The sequence below is a fragment of the Luminiphilus sp. nBUS_16 genome, from assembly GCF_051201645.1.
Taxonomy (GTDB): domain Bacteria; phylum Pseudomonadota; class Gammaproteobacteria; order Pseudomonadales; family Halieaceae; genus Luminiphilus.
In genome coordinates this window covers 747,900-773,855 of record NZ_CP179205.1, presented here as the reverse complement: position 1 = coordinate 773,855, position 25,956 = coordinate 747,900, and the positions used below count along the sequence as shown (strand labels likewise).

21 protein-coding genes are annotated in these 25,956 nt (G+C 50.4%); 11 read left to right on the top strand and 10 right to left on the bottom strand.

Annotated elements, in window-relative coordinates; genetic code table 11:
- Window positions 1–113 precede the first annotated feature (113 nt).
- Window positions 114–1,121, top strand: a complete 1,008-nt coding sequence (locus ACMAY6_RS03505; protein WP_435214481.1) for an NADP-dependent oxidoreductase — start codon at window positions 114–116, stop codon at window positions 1,119–1,121.
- A 27-nt stretch (window positions 1,122–1,148) separates the two neighbouring features.
- Window positions 1,149–1,736, top strand: coding sequence for a carboxymuconolactone decarboxylase family protein (locus tag ACMAY6_RS03500; protein ID WP_435214479.1), 588 nt, complete (start codon window positions 1,149–1,151; stop codon window positions 1,734–1,736).
- A gap of 127 nt (window positions 1,737–1,863) precedes the next feature.
- On the opposite strand, the gene ACMAY6_RS03495 is transcribed toward ACMAY6_RS03500, so the two are convergent.
- The gene (locus ACMAY6_RS03495) at window positions 1,864–2,157 is read right to left on the bottom strand and encodes a DUF1330 domain-containing protein (protein WP_435214477.1); all 294 of its coding nucleotides are present in this window, start codon (window positions 2,155–2,157) and stop codon (window positions 1,864–1,866) included.
- A 225-nt stretch (window positions 2,158–2,382) separates the two neighbouring features.
- On the opposite strand from ACMAY6_RS03495, the gene ACMAY6_RS03490 reads away from it, so the two are divergent.
- The 5 genes from ACMAY6_RS03490 to ACMAY6_RS03470 all read left to right on the top strand — a co-directional run bounded on the left by ACMAY6_RS03490 (window position 2,383) and on the right by ACMAY6_RS03470 (window position 7,781).
- The gene (locus tag ACMAY6_RS03490) at window positions 2,383–3,339 is read left to right on the top strand and encodes a fumarylacetoacetate hydrolase family protein (RefSeq protein WP_435214475.1); all 957 of its coding nucleotides are present in this window, start codon (window positions 2,383–2,385) and stop codon (window positions 3,337–3,339) included.
- A gap of 5 nt (window positions 3,340–3,344) precedes the next feature.
- A complete protein-coding gene (locus ACMAY6_RS03485; RefSeq protein ID WP_435214474.1) occupies window positions 3,345–4,586 on the top strand; it encodes an MFS transporter in 1,242 nt (413 codons plus the stop codon).
- 121 nt (window positions 4,587–4,707) lie between these two features.
- Window positions 4,708–5,652 (top strand): alpha/beta fold hydrolase, encoded by a 945-nt coding sequence (locus tag ACMAY6_RS03480; RefSeq protein WP_435214472.1) that lies wholly within the window; start codon window positions 4,708–4,710, stop codon window positions 5,650–5,652.
- A 601-nt stretch (window positions 5,653–6,253) separates the two neighbouring features.
- Entirely contained in the window at window positions 6,254–6,661 is a 408-nt protein-coding gene (arfB, locus tag ACMAY6_RS03475) for an alternative ribosome rescue aminoacyl-tRNA hydrolase ArfB (RefSeq protein ID WP_435214470.1), read from the top strand.
- A 76-nt stretch (window positions 6,662–6,737) separates the two neighbouring features.
- Complete coding sequence (locus tag ACMAY6_RS03470; RefSeq protein ID WP_435214468.1) at window positions 6,738–7,781, top strand: hypothetical protein; 1,044 nt, start codon at window positions 6,738–6,740, stop codon at window positions 7,779–7,781.
- Window positions 7,782–8,070: 289 nt separating this feature from the next.
- Here ACMAY6_RS03470 and ACMAY6_RS03465 read toward each other — a convergent pair whose 3' ends face one another.
- From ACMAY6_RS03465 to ACMAY6_RS03455, 3 genes are read right to left on the bottom strand one after another with little or no spacing between them, the layout of a single operon-like run.
- On the bottom strand, window positions 8,071–9,294 hold the full coding sequence (locus ACMAY6_RS03465) for an alpha/beta fold hydrolase (protein ID WP_435214467.1): 1,224 nt from the start codon (window positions 9,292–9,294) through the stop codon (window positions 8,071–8,073).
- 29 nt (window positions 9,295–9,323) lie between these two features.
- The gene (locus ACMAY6_RS03460; protein WP_435214466.1) at window positions 9,324–10,532 is read right to left on the bottom strand and encodes an acyl-CoA dehydrogenase family protein; all 1,209 of its coding nucleotides are present in this window, start codon (window positions 10,530–10,532) and stop codon (window positions 9,324–9,326) included.
- 1 nt (window position 10,533) lies between these two features.
- A complete protein-coding gene (locus tag ACMAY6_RS03455) occupies window positions 10,534–11,634 on the bottom strand; it encodes an acyl-CoA dehydrogenase family protein (protein ID WP_435214465.1) in 1,101 nt (366 codons plus the stop codon).
- Between the two features lie 109 nt (window positions 11,635–11,743).
- Here ACMAY6_RS03455 and ACMAY6_RS03450 point away from each other — a divergent pair, with 109 nt between their 5' ends.
- From ACMAY6_RS03450 to ACMAY6_RS03435, 4 genes are all read left to right on the top strand, one after another.
- Window positions 11,744–12,379 carry a TetR/AcrR family transcriptional regulator gene (locus ACMAY6_RS03450; RefSeq protein ID WP_435214464.1) on the top strand — a complete coding sequence of 212 codons (636 nt, stop codon included), beginning with the start codon at window positions 11,744–11,746 and terminating at the stop codon, window positions 12,377–12,379.
- A gap of 402 nt (window positions 12,380–12,781) precedes the next feature.
- Window positions 12,782–14,695, top strand: coding sequence for a hypothetical protein (locus ACMAY6_RS03445; protein WP_435214462.1), 1,914 nt, complete (start codon window positions 12,782–12,784; stop codon window positions 14,693–14,695).
- Window positions 14,696–14,981: 286 nt separating this feature from the next.
- Complete coding sequence (locus tag ACMAY6_RS03440) at window positions 14,982–16,592, top strand: phospholipase D family protein (protein WP_435214461.1); 1,611 nt, start codon at window positions 14,982–14,984, stop codon at window positions 16,590–16,592.
- Between the two features lie 323 nt (window positions 16,593–16,915).
- Window positions 16,916–19,696 (top strand): sensor histidine kinase, encoded by a 2,781-nt coding sequence (locus tag ACMAY6_RS03435; protein ID WP_435214459.1) that lies wholly within the window; start codon window positions 16,916–16,918, stop codon window positions 19,694–19,696.
- Between the two features lie 145 nt (window positions 19,697–19,841).
- On the opposite strand, the gene ACMAY6_RS03430 is transcribed toward ACMAY6_RS03435, so the two are convergent.
- The 6 genes from ACMAY6_RS03430 to ACMAY6_RS03405 all read right to left on the bottom strand — a co-directional run bounded on the left by ACMAY6_RS03430 (window position 19,842) and on the right by ACMAY6_RS03405 (window position 25,929).
- Complete coding sequence (locus ACMAY6_RS03430; protein WP_435214457.1) at window positions 19,842–21,566, bottom strand: ABC transporter substrate-binding protein; 1,725 nt, start codon at window positions 21,564–21,566, stop codon at window positions 19,842–19,844.
- A gap of 102 nt (window positions 21,567–21,668) precedes the next feature.
- Window positions 21,669–22,070: a DUF2160 domain-containing protein gene (locus ACMAY6_RS03425; RefSeq protein ID WP_435214455.1), complete on the bottom strand. Its 402-nt coding sequence runs from the start codon at window positions 22,068–22,070 to the stop codon at window positions 21,669–21,671.
- The gene (locus tag ACMAY6_RS03420; RefSeq protein ID WP_435214453.1) at window positions 22,070–22,873 is read right to left on the bottom strand and encodes a carbohydrate ABC transporter permease; all 804 of its coding nucleotides are present in this window, start codon (window positions 22,871–22,873) and stop codon (window positions 22,070–22,072) included. Before ACMAY6_RS03420 ends, ACMAY6_RS03425 begins: the two co-directional genes overlap by 1 nt.
- On the bottom strand, window positions 22,873–23,745 hold the full coding sequence (locus tag ACMAY6_RS03415; RefSeq protein WP_435214451.1) for a carbohydrate ABC transporter permease: 873 nt from the start codon (window positions 23,743–23,745) through the stop codon (window positions 22,873–22,875). Before ACMAY6_RS03415 ends, ACMAY6_RS03420 begins: the two co-directional genes overlap by 1 nt.
- Entirely contained in the window at window positions 23,745–24,821 is a 1,077-nt protein-coding gene (locus tag ACMAY6_RS03410; RefSeq protein ID WP_435214449.1) for an ABC transporter ATP-binding protein, read from the bottom strand. The genes ACMAY6_RS03415 and ACMAY6_RS03410 overlap by 1 nt, the downstream gene beginning before the upstream one ends.
- 10 nt (window positions 24,822–24,831) lie before the next feature.
- The gene (locus ACMAY6_RS03405) at window positions 24,832–25,929 is read right to left on the bottom strand and encodes an ABC transporter ATP-binding protein (protein ID WP_435214448.1); all 1,098 of its coding nucleotides are present in this window, start codon (window positions 25,927–25,929) and stop codon (window positions 24,832–24,834) included.
- Window positions 25,930–25,956: the final 27 nt, after the last annotated feature.

The window sequence follows — 25,956 nt, the reverse complement described above, 5'->3', positions numbered from 1 at the left end:
CATTGAGCCGATGGCTTTTTGCCATCAGGGAAGATCAGCAAAGAGGCTGACCAACAATCGCCGGCAATTACAAATAGGACAACAAACATGAACAAATTATCGGGAGCGTTATCATGACTATTAATCGCCAGTGGCTACTCGCGGAAAGACCTTCAGGCATGGTTGGCCCGCATAATTTTGAGTACGCCGAAACCCCAATCCCCGAACCCAAAAGTGAAGAGGTGTTGGTTAAGAATCTGTTCTTATCTTTTGATCCTGCCCAGCGAAACTGGATGGTCGATCGTAAGGCTTATCTGCCACCGGTGGCTATTGGCGCACCTATGCGGGCAGCGTCTGTCGGCGAGGTCGTCGATTCGCGACATGCCGACTATCAAGTGGGCGACCTCGTGCAAACCACGGGGTATTGGCAAGATTACGTGGTTGCGGCTCCCGGCGAAGGCCCCATGGGTTTGGTTAAGTTGCCGTCAGGCGTGTCGCCTGAAATGATGTTGTCTGTGCTGGGTATTACTGGGCTTACGGCCTATTTTGGACTGCTGGAGATCGGCCAACCGAAAGCCGGCGATACCGTTTTGGTTTCCGGCGCTGCAGGTTCTACCGGCTCTTTTGTGGGTCAAATAGCGAAAATAAAAGGTTGCCGTGTCGTTGGCATCGCTGGCGGTCCCGATAAATGTCGGTGGTTAAAAGAAACTGCCGGCTTCGACGCCGTCATCGACTACAAGAATGAAGATGTCAGCGCGCAAATTGCCCACCACTGTCCCGACAAGTGGGATGTATTCTTCGACAACGTGGGTGGGCCGATTCTTGAGGCAGCCATAGACCACGTGAATCTGCGTTCACGGATTGTTTTGTGTGGGAGTATCTCTGGCTACAACGCGACAGCGCCAATTCCCGGTCCTTCAAACTTGTCGAATCTCACCATTAACCGAGCGCGCATGGAAGGATTCGTGATTTTGGATTACATGCCGCGGGCCATGGAGGCTATTCAAGATTTAATGGCGTGGGTAGCTTCAGGGGACTTGGTTTATCAAATCGACCTACAGGAAGGCTTTGATAATATCCCTGCCACTTTACAGCGCCTTTACAACGGGCAAAACCTTGGCAAGCAGCTGCTCAAAATTTAGTTTACGACATTGATCACGAGGATAGCTATGACACACATCACCCCCAAGCAGCGCGAAGACGTGCCGGATTTAGCGCCAATGCTGCAAATGGTCGAAGCCTCGATGGGCTTTCTGCCAACAGCCATGATGACCATGGCCCATTGGCCCGAACTCACGCAGGCCTTTGGCGGTCTTGGGGCGACGATTTTGAACGGCGGCGAATTAGACCCCGGGCTTAAGCAAATGATCGCCTTTGCGGTGAGTAACGCAGCGGGATGCCGTTATTGCCAAGCACACACGGCAAAGTCAGCACAAAAAAATGCGGTCAGCGCTGAGAAAATACAGGCAATCTTCGAGTTTGAGCGCAGCGACTTGTTTTCGGATCAAGAGAAGGCAGCACTGCGCGTTGCAGTGCATGCCGGTATGGTACCCAACGCAGTAGAAGCCCAGCACATGGCTGAATTATCAAAATACTTTAGCGACAAGCAGGCCGTAGAGGTTGTCGCCGTTATTTCAATGTTTGGTTTTCTGAATCGCTGGAACGACACAATGGCAACCACTTTGGAAGATGCGCCCAAGAGCTTTGCAGCAGACCAGCTTGCCGCTCACGGCTGGGTGGCGGGTAAGCACGAATAACCAGCGCTCGATTGCCGCCCCATAACTGAGCAAGCGTAGCCACCTGGCCCAGCGTTTAACCAGCGCATGCCCGTTTTATTTGAGAGCCCACATTAAGGTTTTAACCCGAAGTAGGCTCTCGGAAGTTTTAGGCCTCTAAACCCTTTACCAAGATGGAGTTTGCTGTACTTCCGGCATTTCGGTGCTTGGCTATGGCTTGGTAGTCATCAGAGGTCATCCAGGCCAAAGCAGATTCCTTCGACGGGAACTCAATAATGACTGACCTTGTGTCGTTCCAGTCACCCGCTAGAACCATAGGGTCTTCATCAACACTCAGCATCTTGCCATCGAATTTTTTAAAAACCTCTGCAAAGCCCGCTGAATATGTGTCGTATTCGCTACGGTCATGAATTTTGAATCTAGCAATTATGTAAACGGACATCGTATTTAACTCCCAATTTTTTGTGTTTAAGCGGCGACTAAAAGCACGAAGACAGCCTAGCGGTCGCCGTACGGGCTCGCGTTGTTTTGTGAATTCAACGTTGCAATGACTCACAGTCATTTATATACTGACCACTGGTCATTTAAGATCATCTAACTAAAAATAAAACATATGCAAGGCCGCACGACTTCCCGGACGCTGCCAAAAATAAAGTGAGATATAGCGATGAAATTACTCACGTTCAAACAGCAAGGCTCGGAATATCTAGGGGCTTTGACAGACACTGGAGTCTTTAATCTGAGTGTTGCTGCACCTCAGGATATCGCTTTTTCTTCTATGCAACACTTTATCGAGGCGGGCCAACCCGCCCTTGATCACGCCTCTGCAATGCTTGCGTCGAGTTCCGCGTCAATACCCTCAGATCAGGTGGAGTGGCTCGCACCACTCCCATTACCCGCGCAAGTTCGAGACTGCCTGGGTTTTGAAGAGCATTTAAAAAATTCGTATAAAAGCGCCATCAAACTAAGCGCCATGGCAGCAGATGATCCGAGTAAAGCTGAGCGTGAACTGCAAGAAAGCGGTCGATTTACTGTGCCCGAAGTCTGGTATCAGCAGCCCCTATATTACAAAGCAAACCGTTTTTCAGTCGCACAAAGCGGCAAGGACGTGATGTGGCCAGCTTATTCAGATGTTATGGATTTTGAACTCGAACTGGCCTGCATCATTGGCAAGAAAGGCAAAGACATTAGTAAAGCTAACGCAGAAGACCATATATTTGGATACACCATTTATAACGACTTCTCGGCAAGAGACACACAAATGCAAGAGTCTGGCGGGCCGCTAGGGCCAGCCAAAAGCAAAGACTTCGACGACTCAATTATTCTTGGACCCGTTATCGTCACCAAGGATGAGCTAGATGACCCCTATAACTTGCGCATGCAAGCTAGGGTCAATGGCGAGACTTGGTGCGATAACAATAGCAGCACCATTTACTGGAAGTTCTCAGACATGATTGCTCACATCAGCAAGAGTGAAACCCTCTACCCCGGTGAGGTCATCGGCTCGGGGACCGTGGGTTTTGGCTGTGGTTTAGAACACCTGCGCTTTTTAAACGACGGCGATGTTGTAGAGCTTGAGATTGAAAAAATTGGCGTCATCTCCAACAAAGTGACTCGGCGATAATGCCAATGGATCATCAAAATAGTCGTGAGTTAAATCATACAACCGCCGGCAGCGAGTTCTCGCGCCATTGGCTCCTGGTGCTAGTGTGTGCGGTGGGAATCGGTGTCGGAGTCTCGGCACTACCCTTCTACACACAGGGAATCTTTATTGAAGCTTGGGTTGCCGACTTTGGTTGGACGCGGGCCCAGGCGTCCTTGGGAATTTTAGGCTCAACGCTAGCGCTCGCCGCAGCCCTGCCTTTTATTGGCTTAATCGTTGATCGCTACGGCCTAGTGCGACCCGTCATGGTTTCTTTACTGGGCCTAGCAGTGGCTTATGTAATGCTGGGGCTATTTGTTCAGTCCATCACGACTTTTGTGATGCTGGCAATGCTTCAGGCAATACTCGGCAGCGCCTCTTCCCCACTAGCCTACACGCGTGCAATAAATACCGTATTTAATAAGCAACGAGGTCTGGCCTTGGGCATTGCTCTGTCGGGGGCCGGTGTGGCCGCTACGTTTGGGCCGGCTTTGATCAGTAGCGCTGTTGCCGAATTCGGCTGGCGAGGCGCCTACTTTGCCATGGCCTTGTTTACCTTGGTGGTGGGTGCGGTTATCGTTATCGTTCTGTCCCGCCTCAATGGCGCTAAAACACCTGTAAACATAGATGCAAAGGTGGCCGCTGAAGCGTTCAAAGTAGCCAGGGCAAGTCGTACCTATTGGACAATAATGGCCGCGATCTTCTGCCTCTCCCTAGGCCTTGGCGGCTTGATGATTCATTTCATACCGGTACTTCTCGAGATCGGTTTCACTCAAAACGATGCGGCCAAAATAGCCGGTGTTATTGGTATAGCGGTTGTACTGGGTAGACTCCTAGTGGGTTTTGCTGTCGATCGCATATTTGCTCCCCGGGTGGCCATTGTTATTCTTGGCGCTTGTATTTTGGGCGTTTTGGCGCTGGCAACACTGGGGGAAGCTGTCGCCCTACCGGCTGCATTTGTCATAGGATTTTCGGTAGGTGCCGAAGTTGATCTGATTGGCTATCTCGTCGCTCGATACTTTGGCATGCAGGCCTATGGCCAAATTTACGGAAGACAATACGCCGCATTCTTAATCGCAACCGGTTTGGGCCCTGTGATTTTCGGCGCAGTGCGTGACGCATCTGATAACTACACTGCCTCATTATTTTTAGCCGCTGCCTTTATGTTGGTATCGACAACCTTGTTTGCAAAGCTCCCCAAATTTCAGCCCTTAAGCAGCGCCGCCTGAATACGGGCCGATCTTCGACACTAACCATTTCGGTCCCTAGGGAACATCGCCTCTCCGATCAACTCCCTCATAAGAGCAACACGGTTCACCCAGTGCAAAACAGTGCAAATGGAGAAACTCTATGAAAAAACTGAATGCCTACGATCAGATCAACGCAGCCACATTGTTGCTGGTGTCACCGGAGTGGCCAAAAGTCAAAGCAGCCCGACAGTCGGCGGCAACGTTTGAAACACCGTATGTCGACATGCCAACTGAAATTCGGACATTAGCGGGTCGTAAGATCCGTCTCGCTGAAGCCGGGCCAGCTAACGGGCCACTGGTGGTACTGCTCAGTCCATTTCCAGAAAGCATCCTGAGCTTCAGTGGCTCTTGGAATGCACTCACAGAGAAATGTCGAGTCATTGCCATTGACCTTCCAGGGTTTGGTGCCTCTGACGGTGACCGTAATGATATGTCACCTAACGCTCAGGGGGCGCATCTGGCTGCGATCTTTGATGAGCTTGACCTACATAATATTCATCTTATTGGACCTGATGTGGGAATGGGAGCAGCTCTAGCTTATGTACTCAACCATACCCATCGCGTAATCAGTCTAGCGGTTGGTCATGGCGTCGGTGCGCCCGGCCCGTTCAAGCTGGCCTTTATGATAAATCTGTTAGCCAAGTTTAGTTTTATGCGTTTCACAACGGGCTTATTGGGTGCCGGGCCACTCATCGCTTTCTCGTCGAAGCTTGGCTCCATTCGTCATCGCGCCAATGCAGAGCAAATCGATGATTACAAACGCGCTTACTCAGGGCGTGCTGCTGAGGTGGTTTACTGGTTTAAGGACTTTCGCTCCAAAGCGACAGCGCTGGCGGCTCGAGTAAAAGAAATCGACATACCCACCCTGGTTTTCTGGGGTGAGCTCGATGTTCTGTTTGACCCCAGCAATGCTAGACATTTGGATGCAGCCCTGCCCAAAAGTAAGTTGCACATGCTGCCGGAGGCAGGCCATCTTGCCTGGGCTGACCAACCAGAGTTGTTCGCTAATATGATTATTGATTGGGTCGATACCGCCAATGAGTAAGTTCGGCTCCTCCCTAGGTGCTCTAGCGGCTCATGTAACGCCCTTTGCTTATCAGCAACTGGCGACATTTAGAAAATAGGCAGGGGTAGATGACGATAGCGCCCCTGCTACAGCACGCTATGAAAAGAAACGCTGAGATCACGATAAAACGCACATCAACTGACAAAGACGATAGTTACCCCGTCGCGCCGTGCTGGGCACTCACGCTATGTTAGACCGCCCAAAGTGCTTGAAACGACACACTCACTTAGAAACGGCAGCGTACTGTTTAAGCAATAATTTTTCAGCAGTAGAGGGGTAAACGGCCTCGAGGCATGCTTAATTCCGTGCGGCGTTCAGGCCAAAGGCCAAATCTTGAAGGATAAGTGCGCAGGTAGGTATCATAGAGTAATTACAGATTGAGACAGCGTTGTGGATGATCCGGTTCAATCTGTACCACTTACAACCGTCGCAACTATGCCCAGCCTTTTGCGACGCTTCGGCTATTGCGAGGTACACCTGCATCACTATCAGCGAGCCTTATTGTCTAGGTGCAGGAATACAAAGATCAGGGTGACAGCTAAGTGAACAAAAATAGTGCCAGTGACATGCCGTCTGTCTGATGATTCGCGTTTCAGACATTCCTGAAAACCAGATTGAATTTTCGGCGATCCGTGCCAGCGGTCCGGGTGGCCAGAACGTCAATAAGGTCTCCACAGCGATTCATTTAAGATTCGACGTCAGGTCCTCTAGCTTACCGGAAGCCGTTAAGTCGAAGCTTCTCCGGATGCGCGATACCAGGATCAGTTCTGACGGTGTGATCGTCATCAAAGCGCAAAAGTTCAGGAGCCAGGAAAAAAACCGGTTAGAAAGCCTCGAGCGACTCGATGACATGCTTAAGAAATGTCAGTTTGTCGATAAACCCAGACGAAGAACCCAGCCTTCTAGGTCGTCGGTGCGCAAGCGCCTTGATAGCAAGAAAAAACAGGGCTCTATTAAAAAAAATCGCGGCAAAGTCGACGACTACTGAGGACCACGGCCTGACTGGCGTTACCTCCAATTTTTGCTAATAGCGTGCAGGTGACAAGCGACTGAGGTAAGTGCCCATGAAGCTAGAATATATTGCCGACACTCTGCTTAATGAAGCCAGCGCACCCGCGGATTTGCGCGCAGCTCTAAACGCTTTTGCACAACTGTGCAGCGACGTTGGCGGCGTCGTACCCGACCCCAGCTTTGACGCCTGGGCAGATGATTCCCTGCTAAACAACGGTGTCGCTATTAGCCCAGAAGCTGCCGCCCACTGCGTGACAGACACTCAGCGCAGTGCGGTTTTTATTCGCGCAGCCCACGCAGCCATCACTACTGCCAAGCAGCGCTTCACCACTAGTCCAATCGAGGTTCTGTACGCAGGCTGCGGGCCGTTCGCCACATTACTGCTGCCACTACTGACAAAATTTAACCCCGGTGAGCTGGTGGTGCATTTTCTAGACATTCATCAACGTTCGCTCGACAGCGTGGCATTGCTCATCGGGCATTTTGACCTACAGGGGCACCGCATCAGCTACATACAAGACGATGCCTGCCACTATCAACACTCGAGTAATCCCCACGTGATCATCGCCGAGACCATGCAGAAATCCTTGGAGCAGGAGCCGCAGTTTGCCGTTACTGCTAACCTCGCACCGCAGTTGCATGCGAGGGGAATCTTTATTCCTCAAAGGATCGAGGTTGCACTGTGCCTTGCCAAACTGGAGGCGGAGAGAGCCGCATTGCAACAGGGCGATGCACTAGACCCAAACGCCCTACAGGCGGCTGGCGAACGGCATGCACTGGCCACCGTACTCTGCCTAACACCAGAACACGCTGCGACGCTGAAACAGCAGGCCCGCCAAAATAGCCATGGCTTGCTTGAACTCAACCCAATACACGTAACCCTTCCCGCCATAACCGACCTCAATACATTTGATGCCGTTTTGTTTACCCGCATTCAGGTTTTTGAACAGCATCGGCTGCTCGACTATGAATCAGAAATAACCCTACCCTTGCGCTGCAGTGGATTAACCCCACTGCAGGCAGGCGATCACTACAGAGCTAGCTTACAAATTGGAAGTTACCCGAAATTTTCTGTCACTCGAATTTGTGATTCGTGATTCGTGATTCGTGATTCGTGATTCGTGATTCGTGATTCGTGATTCGTGATTCGTGATTCGTGATTCGTGATTCGTGATTCGTGATTCGTGATTCGTGATTATTAGTGGTCGGTCACTACACTCAGAATAGATACAACATTTTGTAAGATTTCTTGATGCCTACTGTCGACGTCAAGGGCTGCGATCTTACCTAAAGGCACACAACGCCTCACTAGTACTCTGGTGTTGACGCGGGCTAGGTCTAAACCCATCAAGGCCACTACCGGGCTCGGTTTACCAGACCTTCCCCTCACTCAGGCGCGATGGGACACCTTGATGCGACCGTGTCCCCCGCAAAAACCTGTCGCATAAACGGGAGCGAATCTGCCAAGGAAGGTAGCACGACACCTCGATGATCGAGATCTGGATAAACTTGCCAATGAACAACGGTGTTTGCAGCGCACATATCTTGTACTAGCTTGGCCTGCATTCGATAAGGCGTATCGCGGTCCAGCTGTCCCGTGCCTAAAAACACTGGCACATTGATCGCTAAGTGTGGGTAGCTCATACGCGTAAAAGCGTCTTCCAACCCCACTATCGGATTTTTTTTAAAAACCTTACCGCGCATTAAGTTAGCTTCGACAACTTTCAATTTGAGCTCTCGATAGCAAAGGTTCTGTGCATCCTCGGCGAGCCCCCACGCTACATCCGCGATGAAATCACCGCGCTCAAATGCAGGATCAAGATGCTCCGCTAATATCATCCCGAGAAATGTGTAGCCCAACAAGGGATCGGGCCGATCAAGTCGCCTAAGGCGATCGAGGTTTTTCATTGTGGCTGGCGTAAAATATGGCGCCCCTGTAGCAACGACACCCACCACATTAATTTCCGGTGCGTAATCAGGCGCCAAGCTCGCGGTTGAAATCGCAGCGCTAGCCCCTTGCGACTGACCGAGTAAAAGCACTTGCTCTGCCAGGGGAAAATTGGAATTTTGAACTGCACGGATTAGATCAAGGTTGCTGTAGGCCGCTGGGCGAGTTGCCAAATACGGATGCAAGCCCAAGGTGCCCAAGCCTTGATAATCCGATGCAACCACGGCAAAGCCTCGAACCAAAAACTCATTTAAGTAATTCTCATCTTGGGCTTGCCTACCGTTCCATGATGGCGCGCATCGGTCGTTGATACCCACCGTTCCATGAGACCATGACACCAAGGGCCAACCCGATGCCGGCGCCTCACCCTTGGGCAAGTAAAGCACCCCCGATACGGCCACTAAGTCTTCTTCCCAAAGCCCCTCTGTAGAAGTATATAAAACCCGCAGACTTTCTCCGGCCTCAGCGAGCTGCTGTTTTTCTGACAATGGCTCCACTTTTAAGACTTTCCCGGGCTGACCGTAGCCACCTTGAGCTCGATAAAATTCGGAGAGGAAAACATCGCTAGGGACCTCGGTGGCGGCCACCGAACACGGAGGGGCCAGCAACAACAAAAGCAGCATAAAACCTAAAGCGCTTACGGAATGCCTTTTATCAACCACGGGGCTTTTCCAAATACGCTTGTAAGCCATCACGCCGGGCCCATCGTTACGTCTTTAAAGGCAACGTCACGATCTACCTCAGGCTCACGGGGCAGCCCCAGTACGCGCTCCGCAATAATATTTCGCTGGATTTGATCGGTACCTCCACCAATTGAATTCATGTAAGCCTTTGCCGCATCAAAATGCGCGTGGCTTGCGTCAGGGTGGTCAGCATCATCTAAAATCCCGTTAGCACCGAGCAAGTCGCTAGCAATACGCGCCTCTCCATGCTGAATTCGCGACATGGCCAACTTACTCAGCGACATAAGTGCTGTAGAACCGGTACTCGCCAGCTCCTCTTTGGCACGATTATTATTCAGCTTATTGAGCTCTCGGTAAGCGAGTGCCTGAGCAATTTTTTGTCGTTGATGTGAATCTTCAATTTGTCCGGTTGATTGGGCGATACGAATCAGTTTTGGCACATCGCCCGGAGCGCTTTTCCGTCGACGCTCCGTAATACCCTGGCCCATTATCAGGCGCTCGTAAGCAATCGCTAGCTGAAATGACTTCCACCCTTCATTGACCTCACCCAGTAAGTGCTGTTCGGGCACCAACGCGTCTGTTATGAAGACCTCATTGAACTCCGACTCGCCGGTAATCTGGTTGATCGGCCTAACCTCGACCCCGGCTTGCTTCATGGGAAACAGAAAAAAGGAAACACCCTTGTGCTTGGGCACCTCCCAATCAGTGCGAGCCAAGAGCATGCCGTATTCCGCATCGACCGCATTAGAAGTCCAGACCTTTTGCCCATTGATGCGATACTGTCCGTTGTCGTAGTCAGCCCGGGTACGCACACCAGCCAAGTCAGACCCGGCGTTAGGCTCGGAGTAAAGCAAGCAACAAATAGGCCCTTTAAGCAGCACCGGCAATAGATCCCGCTTAAGCGATTCAGAGCCCGTTTTAAACAACGTAATGGCCCCAAGATGATAACGATCTCTCGCTGCGCCGGGGACCTTGTGCTGTGTGAATAGCTTTTCAATTGCCCGCGCCGATTTCGAACTCAAGCCCAAGCCAAACCATTCACGCGGCCAGGTTGGAACCATTAGACCCGCCTCAAAGACACGAGCGAGCCATGATTTTTCGTCGTAATCGTGGGCACCCTTCTCACAGCCTAACGCCGAATCCCAATGGTCTTTCAACCATTGCTCGGTAAACGCCTTGACCACGTCGGGGGAATCGTCGGGTTTTAGTGGGTTCATCTCAGTGCTCCCAGGTGGCTAAGTAGCAGTCACGATGTTGATCCGAACTGCCAAACATAGGCATCCAAGTTCTGGCACGTCGCCAATAGAGATGGGCGCAGTGTTCTCGCGTGTAGGCAATACCACCGTGCAGCTGTATTGCCTGAGCCGATATTTCTCGAAAGACGTCGGCGCAGGTAAACGCGGCTAAATGCACGGCACGCCTCATATCTGGTAATTGCCGATCCAGCGCCGTGGCCGCAGCAATCACGGCGCTTTTTGAGGATTCAAGCTCAACCAGTAAATCGGCGACCATATGTTTTACTGCCTGAAATGAGCCCACCGCCCGTCCGAACTGATACCGCGTTTTCAAGTATTCAATCGTCACATCAAAAATTGCCTGTGCGGCCCCGGCTTGTTCTGCCGCTAAGGCACACAGCCCACTCATCTGTGCCCATTCGATGGCCTGCTGGTCAATATCAGAGAGTGCTTGAGTCTCAGCATGACTAAATTCCAGTCTGGAAAACGCGGCGAGTGGATCGTTCACCTTTTGCTTAACGACCTTCACACACTGACCGTGCTCAACCAAAAAGACCTGCGTCGGTTGAGCACGATTTTTTTGCTGAATACACACCAAGGTATGGGTGGCTAGTTCGCCATACTCAACCAATGAAACGCACCCAGATATACGACCGCTCTCATCGACTACCAAGGTGTGACTGTCGTCGATATAAGGAACACACTCCGCGTTGCCCGCCAGGGCAATCACACTGTCCCCGGCCGCAATACTCGAAACCAGTACGCTTTGATCTGACAGGGATTGAGTTGAACCACATAGCGACAGAGCCGTAACGGTATTTACCAAGGTGGTGGGTATCAACTTACGTCCAAGCTCATCTAAAACCGCAGCGAGCGCCCCATGCCGACCGGGGTAGCCCTCCAGGGCTTGTGGTCGTGCCAAGTCAAGAAGACCTAATTCTGCCAACTGATGGTTCAGTAGTTGGTGCCCAGATAGGGCCACCCCTTCATTCGCCATTGTCGACTGATCAAGCGGCAGGCTCTCCAGTGCTTTTATCAGCGCGCTTCGAAGCGCCAAAATATCGCTGTGATTTAGCTCAAGCATGTTGTTAATCCCAAACATCAAATAATCCGAACATATGTTCGCATTATTGACGGTGTCTGAGGTACAGTCAATCCAAAATAGCGCAGTGGCAAAACTTGAGGATGCAAGAATGAGCAAAAGGCGAGAGCCCCAGCAAGAACGTGCAATTGCCCGGAAGCAGAGAATTATTGACGCGACGAAGTTGGTGCTTATCGAATTGGGCTATTCAAAACTTACACTGCGTAAAATTGCCAGTGCGGCCGGTATTGGCGTAGGCACCATTTACGACTACTTTCCAACAAAATTTGCCGTTGTGGAAATTATCTTAGGTCAGCGTCTTAGCGAAAAATTGGACGCGTTTGATCAAGCTTATGCGAGCGTTACGCCTGAGAACTCTATTGCGGAATTTATCGAGCGATACATTGCTACCGTAACCGGCGGCCCTAGCGCTGTGAAATTGGATAACGCACTGTTTGCTAGCATTAATGACGACGCGGGCTTAGCCAAACTCATGAACCGCTATCAGAGCGACACAGTTGACAGATATGTAGAGGCGCTTGAAACCGCAGGCTCCACTTGGTCTAGGCATGATCTGCAAGGTGCCGCAAATTATCTAGCCAGCATCGCCAGTCATTTTGAACAAAACCTTGAAAAGCATCGTCACGAGGGGCGCACTCAATTGATGCAAAAAATGGTTCAAGACACCTTTATCGCAATAGCGCGATCCACCCTAAAGCCTGTAAGCGTCGTAAAGCCCGGTCGGTAGATTTCAGCCTTTGGATAACCCCCTACGACCGCTCTTGGTAAGAGATAACGCCTTGCCACTTCTGGCGTAACGCCCAACCCAGAGAGAAGCTCAAGGGCTTATGTCCGCCAAACCCGGACAATGACAAACTGTCGCCTTTTGAACATTTCAGTTAAGAAACAACTGCTTATTAGCCCAACCCTGAGAGTTACTGGAAAATAAACCAATAGAAACATGGGCTTAGCAACTCACAGTGCTATTCCAAACGGTTAACAGCGAGATAGCGGGAGACCAACCGCCAATAGGCCATGGCGATTTATACAGGCGAAAAAAGCTACGATTAGCCACTACTTGCGGCATGCCCTGCAGCGTAAAATGCACGGCCTGAGCCACACTAACACCATCAAAATAGAGATCTACACATTGACGAATTTCAAAGCACTGACTAAGCGCATCGTGGGCATTGTTGTGATCGCTCAACTTGCTTACCTGCTCATTATCAACACCGCGCTGCACCTCTCTATTACTCAAGATTTGGTGAATAAAATTAAACCCGAGAAATTTCAAGTCTCTTGGGAGCGCGCCTGGAGCTTTTACCCATTTCGCGTGCATGCTGAGGGCATCGTCGCCAATGGCCAAAGCCGGACCCAACAATGGGAGGTTCTTGCAACATCGGGGTCGGGCTCGATTGCGTTGCTGCCCTTGGTCTTAAAAGAGGTTTATATCTCTGACATCAAGGCAACAGACATCGACTACCGTCAGCGCCCACGACTGAAGCCCGAGCGCGACTACAGTCAGTTACTCGCATACTTCCCGCCGATAACTGGCAGAGAAGTCGTCCCCGTCGAAACAACTCCGCTTAAAAGTAAACGACCATGGAAAATCCATCTGAGCGGGCTACAAGCTCAGGGTAATCACCGCTTTTGGGTATTCAATATTCAAGGAACAGCCAGCGGCTCAGCAACCGGTGACATGTACATGGAAACACGGCGTGGCAAATTCTGGCTGGATGTCGCCAACGCTGACCTCAACCTTGGACCCGCTTACCTCAACGGATCTGCACAAGCCTATAAGGGCGGCACATTGCAGGGTGCTCTTGGTTTCACGCCGCTGATTCGTAGCGAACATCGAGGAAAACGCATGCTGCGCTTTGGTTATACCGATGTGCAGCTCGATGTTGGTATGGAGAATTTCAATTTCATCAACATCTTTACAACCGGCCTTGGCGATCTTGATATTACAGGCGCCGGTCAGGTTGAGGGCCGCCTGGTACTGCGTGACGGATATGTGCGCGCGGGCACTCAGCTCAAGGCCTCTGCGAATAACCTCGGTGTGACTATTCGTGATGTCGATATATCGGGTCAAGGCACCGTACTGATTCATACCCCAACCGACGCTGACAGCCCCATGGGGCTCAGTGTTGGCTACGAGTCGTTGCGGGCCTCAGAAGTCGGCGCGAGTGAACCGTTCCTCAAGGGCAATACGCTGCGCCTAGATTACAGTGGCTCAAACTATATTTACCCCGACCCCGACAAGAATTTTCAAGAGCTGTGGGCTGACGACGCCGCACGCAAGCGCCGCGCAATGAATACCTTCAACTTGTTAATCAATGATGCAACGGTCATTGATATGGCGACTTTTAATACCTACTTACCTCCAGAAAGCCCTTACACCTTTGCAGGTGGCACCACCCGATTAGACGCTGACATAACCTTCGGCGAAGAGAGCATGAACGGTGCCATTCAGCTCGACTCTACCGCGGTAAAAATACAAGTCGACGAGCAAAGTTTTGAGGCTGATATCGACGCCGACATTGCTATCCCAAGCGGAATACCCCGTGAATTTAAAGCAAACTTGAGCGGCTCAACGTTACGATTATTTAACGTTCGCGTCGATGGTAATGAAGAAAATTTTGACGGTGATTATTGGTCCGCGGCTCTCGAATTGACATCGGCAGAAGGTACCGTACAACAACCCTTAGCCTTAGATGCCAAAGCAACTCTCAGCGTGAGCGATACAAGGCCACTGGTTGCGTTCGTTGACAATAAAAGCAACCCCCCTAAATTTTTATCCAACTTGATGGCCGTCAAGGATTTAAGCGGCGAAGCCGAAGTCCACTTCTCCAACGGCAAAACCACCATCCCCTTAGCTTATGTGAATAGTGAAAAAGCAGAAGTTGCAGTGAAGGCAACGTTTTATGATGGCGAAAGAGATGGCGTTGCCTATGCGCGGTTTAAAAAATTGGATGCGCTGCTAAAACGTGAAAACGGCAAACGCAAAGTGGTGGTAACCAAATCTCGGGAGAAGTTCGATCAATACGAGATTCCCAAGAAATAAGGTGCTTAAACACGATCTGCAGATAGGCCACCTTCACAGCATCTACGAGCTGTGCAGAGCAAGAAAGCCAAAGGAATTAGGCGACTTGTACCCGACCTCAGCAAAGCGCCGCGATGAGGGTGTCCAATTGGCTGCACCCCTATTAGCATGATCTCAAAGCCGCAGCATGCCGTGAGATTCATACACCGGGGTCTAGCAAGCCGCGCGGCAAGACAAATTCTTTTGGTGGCAGCTATTTTACCGGCCGAACCCAAAACCCGGTCAGCCAAATACAGTTGGTAACTCTATGGCCCTAAATTTGAATACCGCTCGCAGTATTTGTACCGCCACCCTACTCATGGTTTTGGCTGGCTGCACAACCACTGTAAGGACGCCCTTTGAAGTTCCTGAGGCAGAATTTTCGATGGCAGCCGCAACTGGCGGACCACTAGCCAGCCTCGAAACTGCTGTCCATCAGCGCAGTGGTGCCGCACTCAACGCGGAAGAAAAAATTCAAGATGGGGGCTCTGAAAGTTTTGAAGTTTCAGGATTTAAGTTACTCAATCGAAGCGAAGACGCACTCAACTGGCGGCTGGCCCTCATCGATTCAGCCACCCAAAGTATTGACACCCAATACTACCTGTACCACGGCGATAGCACCGGCATGCTCATCACTAGTAGACTCATTGATGCCGCCGATCGCGGTGTAAAAGTTCGAGTTATTATTGATGACATGGGCACCTTGGCGACGGGTAAACAGCAAGGAGAGGCCCGCGACGCTATTGGCACCCTTATGGTCGGCCACCCCAACATTACACTGCGGCTTTTCAACAGCGCAGAAAATCGCAAATCTTTGGGATGGGGACTGGAGTTTGCCACGCACTTTTCCCAACTTAACCACCGCATGCACAATAAATCTTTAATTGTCGATAATCGAGCGGTGATTCTTGGTGGGAGAAATATTGGCGATGAGTACATGGGGCTTAGCGAAGCGCTAAATTTTCGTGACATTGATGTTCTAGGCGTCGGTGTAATAGCCCGCCAGACCAGCGCTATATTCGACCTTTTTTGGAATAGCGGCTGGGTGATTTCCGCTAACAAAGACCAGAGGCTGCGAGCCGAAAAAGACTTTCATAGCGTCCGAGCTGAGGTCTTAGAAGAGCTAGCTAACTCACCTCAGCTGGAGCAGTTTTCTGTTACGCCTATAGACTGGCGGTCTTCCTTAGAGGCCCTCACCTCGTCTTTACATTTGGGGACCAGTGAGGTGTTCACTGATCGCCCGCAATCTGACGGTATCAGTGCTGATCTTTTAGAAGCTGTTTTTGAGATAGTCCCAAAAACCCAGCGTGAATTGCTGATTACCAACGCCTATTTCATACCAGATGAGCCAGGTGTTGCAATGCTGCAGCAGCTCAATGAGCGGGGTGTAGACGTAAAACTGCATACCAACTCTCTCGCCTCTCAAGACGTACCCGCGGTGAACAGCCACTACAAGGCTTGGCGGGGCCCTATGGTCGACGCGGGCATCGCACTTTACGAGGCCCGTCATGATGCGGCCATCAAATTAACGGTGGTTGATACGGCACCCATGCATGCAAAGGTTATGGGGCTACATTCGAAATCCATGGTCATCGATCGCCGTTTCTCTATCGTGGGCTCTGCAAATTTTGACCCGCGCTCAGCTCTTATTAACTCGGAAATGTTCGCGGTCATCGATAGTGAGAGTCTCGCTAGTGCGTTAGCTGAGGCCATTGAACAAGACATCAGTCCAGCAAACAGTTGGCGGGTCGAGCGTGACCCCAAAAGCCGTTTAATTTGGCGTAACAGTGAAGAGACTCGCACTCGACAGCCCTCCCGCAGCGGTTGGCAACGAGTTCAGGATTGGTTTTTTATGCTCTTTCCAAAAAGTCTTTACTAACCAACGCGGGCTCGTCCCGCTCCAACGAGCCATCACAGACTCCACTCTGCTATTGTCCCTCGGCATTGCTGGTACTGCTGTGCGTCTGTGGGCTCCCTATCTATCCATGCGCGTACAGCTGAGGTGCTCTGTGTTACTACACCGGTGTCTCTGCCCCCTCGCCGGTTAATGCTGCGCAAATTGAGCCTGTTTTTGAGCAAACGCCTCTGCGCAGAGCCACGCCTGAAGTTAACAAAGCTGCATTCTTTACCTAACGAAGAGGTGTTGGGGGTCTACAGTTTATGTCAGAATCACCGGCTTCATTACTTCAGATGAGTAGAGGGATGGCAATCAAGGATGATGGCGCCCAACCGTTCAACCCGATGCTTCAAGGCGGGGCATTAAGCGACGCAGAAGGCATAGAGCCACTGCGCAGCGGCCATTTAGGTGCTGCACGGATGAGTGAAGACTCAAATATAGCGAATGCATGGACCTTGTCCCATTTGACGCTATTTAAACTGATCATCACCGCCGTCCTCACAGTGACTGCGCTGGGGCTGGAAAGCCTTCGCGGCGACTTTTATTATGCGTCTGCGCCCTATGTTTTCCCGATTACTTATATTTTTGCGTCTGTTTTTATGGGCTTACGCTGGGGCATTTTATCCTGCTTTTGCTCTTATGCATTAATTACGGCCTTAATAGCGCCGTCGGACTATATAGGACCAATAGCTGTTCTAGTTCACTTTTTACTGGCCGCATGGCTTGGATGGAGAGCAGATAAAAGCAGCAACTTAGAAGTTTTCAGTGAAGGCCTTAAATTTTGGGTCTGGTGTGGCACACCCCTCCTTTGCATCGCTGCGCTCCCCTACTTTCAGGAATTTTCGTGGAGCGGAACTACCATCGTCCTCCAGGAACTTTGCTCAAACATTTTAACCCTTTCATTATTTTCACTGATCTTTCACTCCTCTAGGCTTAGAGAGTGGCTCGGTGGTTTGGCACCCGTAGCTAGCCACGTGGGGCAGCACTCCATTCGCTACACCTTGGAGGTGGGTGTCGCCAGCCTCATAATCATACCCTCAACCGTTTTCTTACTCTTGGAGTATGTGGTTCGGGACGACGCGAAAAATACGGAGTTTCTCCGGCTGGCGCGTAACACCTCAAGCCTTTACAACGAGTGGGTCATGGCCCGCTCCGAGGCGGTGTATCTGGCTACAGATCAATTAATAATAACCGCTGAAAACAATCCTGATGTTATTGCTTCAAAGCTCCCAGAAACTTTGGAGAGTCTCCCGGCCATGTGTGGCTTCCTCTTGATCACTTCTTCAGCGAAGCCCATCGTGTTTAGCAAACAATGTGAAGGCCTTGATTTGAAGGGCATTCCAATGTCTTTACGGCATTCCGAAGAAGCAGAGGACAGCTTGATACTGGCCAAACCCACCGAATTCTGGACACACCGCATTAGAAGCAAAAATTTCGAATTAATCATTTTTTTAGAGCAAAATACCGCAAACAAAACCGCAAGGCTTATCGCGGGCATCTCTGACGAATCAGACATTCTCTATGACGTGAACATAGGCGCTAGAAGCATACCCTGGGGGACCTCGTCTTCCTTTCAAATAGCAGGGTCTACGACAGCTAACCCCCACTTTTTTTCTCGGCGGCTTAATGAGCAGATAATTCATGACTTTCCATCCATAATAAATTCAGAATGGAGCGCCACAGGCGTTGGCACAAGTTTCAGCGCGCGAGTGTTTGCTGAGTCTCAGCTGCGCGACTCGGGCATATTCCTTTCAATAATGTTTTCTATTTTGCTGGGCTTTATTGTTTTTGTGCGTCAATGGATAAAGACCGAATTGAACGGGGTACAGCAACTATCAGCTTTCTTACAAAGTTACACTCCAAACTCAGGTGCAAAGCCCGATCTCCAAAGATTTGAAATTGCCGAATTTGACCACCTCAGAGGGTCTGTCGCTAAACTCACCGAAAACCTGAACACATTGCAAAAAGAGCAAAATGAGGCAGTTGTCGAACTGAAAACTCGAGCTGATCAGCTCAACGGTATGGTAGAGCAGAGCAAAGCTTTTCTATTGTTAGTCAATGAGAATGGCGAAATTGCAAATCAAAATCAGATATCCAGATCCAGTGAGTATCAATTTATAAGAGAATCTTTTATCGCTGCCGTTGCGACCTATAACAACAAGGATTCCTTGACTGACAGGGATCAGGCTGATGACGTCGTTTTTAATACTACGCTGGCTTGGCTGCGAAGCGGGGAAAGCCGTTTTTTTCAGGAAGCGGCACTAACTTTTGGTGACGACGATGATGTTCGGCGCCTCACCTTACAATTTGGACACTACGGCGCTCCAACCACCACCTACTACGCCCGAGTTGAAGACATCTCTGAATTAATTATCGCCAAAGAACAATTGGCGCATACCTCTCGGCTAGCAGAATTGGGTGAGCTAGCCACCGGTGTTGCCCACGAACTGAGTCAGCCTCTGAATGCAATCACCATGAGCTCGTCAAACATAACCGCCAAGATGAATAAATACGAGTTGGATGACAGCTACTTACGCGCAAAACTTGTCCGCATACAGGAACAAGTCGTTCGGTCCGCAAAAATCATTGATGATCTCAAATCATTTGCTCGCGCAAAAAAGCTGGTAAGAGAGGAGATTGAAATTTCAACCATCATCGCCGCCTCTATTCAAATGGTGAGGTCGCAATTTGAACTCGATAACGTCAAGGTGAGCGCCTCTCTGTCTCAGGGGAAGGCGAACGTCCTTGTTGATGCCCAGCAAATAGAGCAGGTCCTGATCAACCTCTTCAATAACGCAAAACATGTACTCGCGAAACAGGGGGGGGGTGAGCTAACCGTTACACAAAGTCTTAAGGGCAATAACGTCAGCATCATTGTGCGCGACAATGGCCCTGGGATTGATGACAAGCTAAAGGACAAAATTTTCACGCCCTTTTACACCACCAAAATGAGTGAGGGCGGGACAGGCCTGGGGCTATCGATAAGTCAAAAAATCATGCAGGATCATGGGGGTAACCTTGTGCTTCTGGCGTCATCAAAGGGGGCCTGTTTCGAGCTTCTGATACCCACCGCAGTTGTTGCATAGCTATCCCCGCACACAGGGATGCGCTTGACCCGAACGATCCCATCGCGAACTCGCGACACACCAGCCTACGCGCATAAGTAGCCGCCAGCTTTTACTTGGATGCAGCGAACAACAGTTTTCTGTCCAAAGTAGTCGGCCCGCCCCTCTACTGCTGCCATGACTTAAGCAGCTTATCGTAGGCTATCGTCTCTCCTGGAGGCCGCTCATCAGTAAGCTTTGCAACGGGAGCACCTGGAGCGTCTAGCCAGATTTCGGGGTCCTGAGGCGTATTTAACTGCGGGCCAAACTTCCCTTGCACGCCGGATCTTTGAATGCGTGCCATGACTTTTTCCTGTTGGGCACACAATGTATCGAGTGCTTCTTGGGGTGTTTTTTCACCAGACATCGCGTCACCAATATTCTGCCACCATAATTGAGCCATCTTTGGGTAGTCTGGAATATTTGTGCCCGTTGGGGACCACGCTGTTCGCGCTGGCGAACGATAAAATTCAATGAGCCCACCTAGTTGAGTGGCACGTTGAGTGAAATGTTCGCTGTCAATTGTCGACTGCCGAGCAAAAGTAAGGCCAACATCTGACTTCTTCAGATCAACGGTTTTCGACGTTACAAACTGTGCATACAACCACGCTGCCTGAGCACGATCAGCGGGGGTGGATTTCATCAGGGTCCATGAGCCCACATCTTGGTATCCCACTTTGGTGCCTTCAGTCCAATAAGCCCCGTGAGGTGATGGCGCCATACGCCATTTTGGCGTGCCATCGGCATTCATGACCGGCAAGCCCGGTTTCACCATGTCAGCGGTAAAAGCGGTATACCAAAAGATTTGTTGCGCAATATGGCCTTGGGCGGGAACAGGCCCTGCCTCGCTGAACACCATTCCAGCAGCCTCAGGGGGCGCATACTTTTGCAACCACTCAATGGCCTTAGTAACCGCATAAACCGCGGCTGCATCGTTTGTTGCACCGCCTCGAGCCATACATGACCCTACCGGACGAGAGTCATCATCAACCCGCACACCCCACTCATCCACGGGCAAGCCATTGGGTTGCCCATGGTCACCCATTCCAGCCATAGACATCCAGGCGTCGGTGTACCGCCATCCCAAAGAGGGGTCTTTTTTACCGTAATCCATGCTGCCAAACACCCGATTCGGTCCGCCTAAGTAACTCATATTGCGACCGGTAAAAAATGCCGCGATATCTTCGTACGCGGTCCAATTTACGGGGACGCCCAGCTCGTAACCAAATTGCGCTTTAAAATCTTGCCTCGTCTTCTGATCGCTGAACCAGTCCTCACGAAACCAATAAAGATTTGCGAACTGCTGGTCAGGCAGTTGATAAAGCTTGCCATCGGGCGCCGTTGTAAAACTCGTGCCAATAAAGTCATCGAGATCTAGATGAGGGCTGGTTACAGCAGCCCCCTCCGCGGCCATGAAGTCGCTCAGATTACGAACTTGCTGATAGCGCCAGTGCGTTCCTATGAGGTCGGAATCGTTAACATAGGCATCATAAATATTTTGGCCCGACTGCATTTGCAACTGCAGTTTCTCGACAACATCTCCCTCGCCGATCAAATCGTGAGTTACCTTAATCCCCGTGATTTTTGTGAATGCCGGTGCCAGGATCTTCGCTTCGTATTCGTGAGTCGTAAGGGTCTCTGATGCCACCTTAATGCTCATACCTTTAAAAGCTTCAGCAGCATCTACAAACCACTGCATTTCAGCCTCTTGTTGGGCCCTGTTCAACACAGAGGTTGTCCCTATCTCGGCATCAAGGAAATTTCGTGCGTCATCAATACCGGCCCAAACAGGCACGCTCAAAAACAAAATGGCCAAGCGTGGAACGAAAAATTTCTTAGTGTGTTCTAGCATATCTGTTCTCCAAGTCGTTCAAGACTCCTAAGACTTTTTGATCTTGAGGTCATCGCCAATTTGCGCCGATGGCGCACTGAGAGCCCGAACGCCAGTTATTGCCTAAACCCAACGAAAAACGATCAGTGCGAAAAGCAAGCATACGATCGCAGCGCCAGTTAAGGGTGCTCCAAAAAAAAAGAGCCACCCCAAATTGATAAACGCAGACCCTAACAATGTCACAAATAAGCGATCACCCCGGGTTGTTCGCATGCCCAAAATGCCTCGACGCGGTGTTTCCGGAAAACGAATTGCCAATATCGAAAACACCACCAAAGCGGCACCAATGCCATAAAAAAATAAAGCCACGGGAAATGTCCAAGCCATCCACCCGCCCTGCACAAGTGGCTGAGTCCACTGTAGGCCATCTTCCCCACGGGGCACAGATATAAAAAGAACCCCTAACCCCACACATAAAGTGCAAGCCGTAATCCCATAAACCCAACGCCAGTGCACGCTTGTCATTACACCCTTCCCAGGGCAAAACCCTTCGCAATGTGGTGACGCACAAAATAAATCACGACGGCCCCGGGAATAAGGGTCAGCACTCCCGCTGCGGTCAGTACTCCCCAATCCATGCCTGACGCAGAAACCGTGCGCGTCATTGTTGCAGCAATTGATTTCGCATCAACGGCAGTCAACGTTCGGGACAACAGCAACTCTACCCACGAGAACATAAAGCAGAAAAAAGCCGCAACTCCCACTCCACTAGAGATCAATGGCATGAAAATTTTGATGAAAAACCGCCCAAAACTGTAACCGTCAATATACGCGGTCTCATCGATCTCTTTGGGCACACCGCGCATAAAGCCTTCCAAAATCCAAACGGCCAACGGCACATTGAATAAGCAATGAGCCAAGGCCACAGCAATATGCGTGTCAAATAAACCCACCGATGAATACAACTGAAAAAAGGGTAAAGCAAATACTGCAGGGGGTGCCATTCGATTGCTTAGCAACCAGAAAAATAGATGTTTATCCCCCATAAAGCGGTAGCGAGAGAAGGCATAAGCTGCGGGTAACGCAACGCCAATGGATAACAGTGTGTTGATCAGCACGTAGATTAAAGAATTGACGTAACCCATATACCAACTGGAGTCAGTAAGGATTGTTATGTAGTTCTGTAAAGTAAATTCCACGGGGTACAAGGTGAAATTAGTAATAATCTCCTCATTGGTCTTAAAACTCATGCTGACCAACCAATAAATCGGCAGTAGCAAAAACCCGAGGTATACGGTCATGACGAGGGTCGATCCACGAAGACGCACTATCCCTCCTCCCCGGCATCACGCGCCACCATAACGCTATAAAAGACCCAGCTAATCAAGAGAATAACGAGGAAGTACATGAGAGAAAATGCTGCAGCAGGACCCAAATCAAACTGCCCGATAGCCATTTTCACCAAATCAATTGATAAGAACGTGGTCGAATTTCCTGGTCCGCCACCCGTCACCACAAAGGGCTCCGTGTAAATCATAAAGCTGTCAATAAAGCGCAGCAGTATCGCTATTAGCAGTACCCCAGACATTTTCGGCAGCTCTATGTAACGAAAAATATCCCACCGGTTAGCCTGATCAATGCGGGCAGCTTGATAATACGCGCTAGGGATCGACTGCAGGCCGGCATAGCACAACAGTGCCACCAATGACGTCCAGTGCCAGACATCCATGACAATCAGCGTCACCCAAGCATCGAAAGCATCGCTTGTGTAGTTGTAATCCACCCCTAATGCCGACATCGCCCGACCCAACAAGCCAATATCGATTCGACAGAAAATCTGCCAGATTGTCCCCACAACATTGAATGGGATAAGTAACGGCAACGCCATAAGGACCAAGCAAAGGCTCGCCAAAAAACCTCTTTTGGGCATACAGAGCGCAATGAAGATTCCCAGAGGCACTTCGATCGCAAGAATAATAACTGTGAACACAATCTGACGTCCCAACGCATCGTGCAGCCGCTCTGAGCGCACCATCTCTTCAAACCAACCCAAACCGTTCCAGAAAAATTGGTTATTTCCGAAGGTATCGTTGAACGCGTAGTTCACAACGGTCATGAGAGGAATAACTGCAGAAAAGGCCACCAAGACCAAGACGGGCAATACGAATAGCCACGCTTTATTATTTTGTGTCTTTGCCATTAGAGCGCTTCACCCTCAGTCCGCCAGCCGTCTACAAAGATATTGATCTTGTCGGGATTAAATCTTATCCGATCCATCGTTGTGTCAAAGGAGTATCCGTCAGGCACACTTACTTTGACCAAGGATTCTGCAACCTCTGCATGCACAATACGTCGGCGCCCGACATCTTCAATATGCTTTATTACAGCGGGTAAACCTCCCTCTTTGGTGAACTGAATATATTCCGGTCGTATGCCTACCTGAGTGCGACCTGACAGTGATTTATAGCGCCTCCCCAACGGAATACGTTGGCCATAGATCATGGCATCACATCCCTCAATTTGAGCATCAAAGAAGTTCATGCCCGGGGAACCGATAAAATGACCGACAAAAGTGTGCGCGGGTGTTTCAAATAGCGATTCCGGTGTGCCCATTTGCAGAACCCGGCCCTCGTGCATCATCACTACAGTATCAGCAAAGGTCAGCGCCTCTACCTGATCATGAGTCACGTAAATCATGGTGTGCCCAAACTCACGGTGCAGAGATTTAAGCTGTGTGCGAAGCTCCCATTTCAACTGTGGATCGATAACGGTCAAGGGCTCGTCAAATAAAATAGCATTAACTGACTCCCGCACCATCCCCCGCGCCAGACTGATCTTTTGCTTGGCGTCGGCGGTTAAACCTCTAGCTCGTTGATCAAGAACACTCTCGAGCCCTATCATTTCAGCGATTAAAGCCACCCGGGCCTGAATGTCAGGCATTGCTAGGCCGCGGTTTTTTAAAGGAAACGCCAAATTTTCTCTTACCGTCATGGTGTCGTAGACCACCGGGAATTGAAAAACCTGCGCTATATCTCGCTTTTCTGCAGGTAAGGCAGTCACGTCGACACCATCAAACAAGACGCGGCCATGGGAGGGCATAATCAAGCCGGAGATAATATTAAGCAGCGTTGTTTTTCCGCACCCAGAAGGTCCCAAAAGCGCATAAGCACCGCCCTCTTCCCAAACGTGGTTTAGGGTCTTGAGGGCAAAATCACTTTCATGCGCCCCGCCGGGGACATAAGTGTGGGCAAGGTTTGACAACGTAATTTGAGCCATCAGCAGTCCCCTAAATCACGCCAGCGCCATCGGCAACCAAACACCCTACGCCGTCAAATAAAAAGAGCTGAGCGACGTCGAGCCACACATCGACAGCATCACCGACCGCCATTTTTTGTAAGCCAGGGGTAATGGCCACCCAAATCAGCTCTCCGTAACGCAAATGTAAAAATGTCTCTGACCCAGTGACCTCAATAGCGACAACAGTACACCGCAACTGAAATGCTTGTGATGCTTGCTCAACCGTCTCGGGTGAAAGAATCTTTAAATGATGCGCACGAAACCCTAGGGTGTATGTGCCATCAGAAAGCACAGCCCACTGATTGCGAACACGCAACACCGCACCATCGTTTAAAGACAGCGTGTCAGCGGTTTTTGTCACGACAATAGAATTCATGGGGGGATCCGAAAAAACCCTTGCTGTGGTAAGTGTTTCAGGCTGACGATACACCGATAGTGTTGAGCCAAATTGCGTAACTTGCCCCTCCCAAAGTGTCGCGGTGTTGCCACCTAGCAATAGCGCCTCCTCAGGTTCAGTAGTGGCGTAAACAAAAATACTACCCGCCTGCTCAAAAATTCTAGGAATTTCAGCACGCAATTCCTCGCGTAATTTGTAATCTAAATTGGCCAACGGTTCATCTAATAAAACCAGTTCAGCCCCTTTGACTAACGCTCGTGCTAACGCGCAGCGCTGTTGTTGTCCTCCAGAAAGATCGAGGGGCCTGCGTTGCAAAACCGGGGTTAACTTGAGCATCTCAGCCGTAGCCCGCACCTGTCGGTCGACATCCACCTTAGTTTGGCCTTGCAGCCGCAGGGGAGAGGCAATGTTGTCATAAACCGTCATGCCCGGATAATTGATAAATTCCTGGTAAACCATTGCAACGTTGCGCTGCTGTACGCGCTGGTGTGTGACATCAACACCTGATGAAAAAATGCGCCCTGTGCTGGGCTTGTCTAACCCCGCCATCAACCGCATAAGAGAGGTTTTGCCCGAAGACGTGGGGCCTAGCAGAACGTTCATGGTCCCCTTCTCAAGGACAAGGTCGGTTGGAGCAATCTGTAATAGCCCATCAACGACTTGCGAAACATCCTGTAATTCCAGTGACATTAGCTTTCCCGGTATCTGCAGCTCAAA